This window comes from Kitasatospora sp. NPDC056181 (assembly GCF_042266225.1).
In the GTDB taxonomy this organism is placed as follows: Bacteria; Actinomycetota; Actinomycetes; order Streptomycetales; family Streptomycetaceae; genus Kitasatospora.
The window spans coordinates 1-1,806 of sequence record NZ_JBHJUK010000326.1; the positions used below are offsets into that span (position 1 = coordinate 1).

General features: G+C 69.9%; 1 protein-coding gene. It reads right to left on the bottom strand.

What is annotated here, in order from left to right:
• Positions 1-13: 13 nt before the first annotated feature.
• Entirely contained in the window at positions 14-1,708 is a 1,695-nt protein-coding gene (locus ACFC1F_RS43275) for an IS1182 family transposase (RefSeq protein ID WP_376167309.1), read from the bottom strand.
• Positions 1,709-1,806 lie beyond the last annotated feature (98 nt).

Here is a 1,806-nt window from a genome sequence, read left to right on the forward strand (position 1 = left end):
CGGACGCTGTTGGTCAATCCCAGGGGCTTGACGACTTCGCCCCGTCGAGCTGTTGCTCGACGGGGCGAAGTCGTGCGAAGTGGCTCGTGCGTGTGCGGGCCCGGGGTGTGTTGGTCAGGTGAGCGTCGATGCGGGCGAGGTTGATCGCCGCGGCGGTGAGTTCGTGTTGGAGGCTGGTCTTCGCGAGGCCGTGGTAGCGAGATCTGCGCAGGCCACAGCGCTTGATGCCCTGGGAGAAGGTCCCCTCGATCCCAGCGCGGATCTTATAGCGCTCCCTCCAGTGGTCGGTCTCCTGGAGGGCGCGGGCTTGGCCGATGGCCTGGTGCTCGTCGTGGTGGCGGAAGGTGAGTTCGCGCCGCACGGCCTTCGGCGAGCTGACGCAGTCCCGTAGGTGTGGGCAGGGCCGGCAGTCGGTGGGCGAGAAGCGCACCCGGATCACGGGGGTGCCGCGCTGGGAGAGGGACTGCCGCCACTGGTCGGTGGTGCGGCCGCCGGGGCAGGAGACGTGCCGGTTGTCCCAGTCGATGGTGAAGGCGTCCTGGCGGAAGGCGCTGCCTTCGGCCGTGGCCTGGGCGGTGGTGTCGGCTCTGACCGGGCCGTGCAGTTCGACTGCGTGTTCGCGCCGGGAGGCCACGATCTGGGCGGCAGTCGGATATCCGGCATCGACCCAGTGTTCGCCGGGCAGGCAGTCCCGGGCTGCGAGGCCGGTGTGGATCGTCCCGGTCATCTCGCTGTCGGGGACGGTGGCCGCGGTGGTGGCCGTGTTCGTGATCAGGTTCGGGGTATCGGGTTCGCAGGTCTCGGTGACGTGGACCTTGTAGCCGTCCCAGAGGAGGTCGCGTTTCATACTGCCGCGTGCCTCCGGGTCATAGGGGGTGACCAGCCGCACCGCGGCCGGCGGCCGGTCTTTTGGGTCCCGCCGCCGCACCTCGCCCTCGACCAGGTGGAAGTGCTGCACCCACATCCGCCGCAGGGTCTCGACGGGCTCCAGCACCCGCAGGGCCTGTGGCGTGCCGGGTGAGCACACGGCTTCGAGCAGTCTCATCCCGTCCCTGCCGATCCGCCGTCCCACCTCGTCCCGCCTGGCCCGGGCCTTCGGGAACCGGGACTCGTCCGCCCGGCTCGCGTAGTGCCGGAACCAGTCAGGCTCGGCAACCCCCACCAGCCAGTCAGGAGCGGCCTGCGCGAGCGCGTTCAGTGCCGAGCGCAGGGCTTCGGCCACCATCTCCAGCCAGCTCAACTCGCGTGCTGCGGAAAGCACATGCGTCGAGTCGGTCCGGGCCCGACCCGCCGTCTTCAGCAGAGCCTTCTCCCGCGCCGCGACCAGGACCTGGTCCAGCACCCGCCGCCCGGCCTCCGCCGCGACCAGCCGGTCCCGGAACTCCGAGAGCACCGAGTAGTCGAAGCCCGGATCCGCAAGCTCCAACCCGAGGGCGTACTTGAAGTCGATCCTGGCCCGCACCGCTTCCGCGGCCTGCCGGTCGGTCAGCCCCTCCACGAACTGCAACACCAGTACCAGTGCCAGCCGGCCGGGCGACCATGCGGGCCTGCCCCGCCCAGGGAACAGATCGGCGAACTGATCGTCCCTGAACAAAGGCCCCAACTCGTCCCGGATCCGGATCGCCAGGCTCCCCTTCGGGAAGGCCGCCCGAGCCACCCGCGCCGTCTCCACCGGGACCCCGCCCGGCTCCCTCGCCCGCATCGACATGCCACACCCCGCAACAGCAAACGCCGGTCTCCGAGAACAGTCTCGAAGACCGGCGTCACTCACCGCAGCCGATCAGTCACATTCACCAACAGTATCCG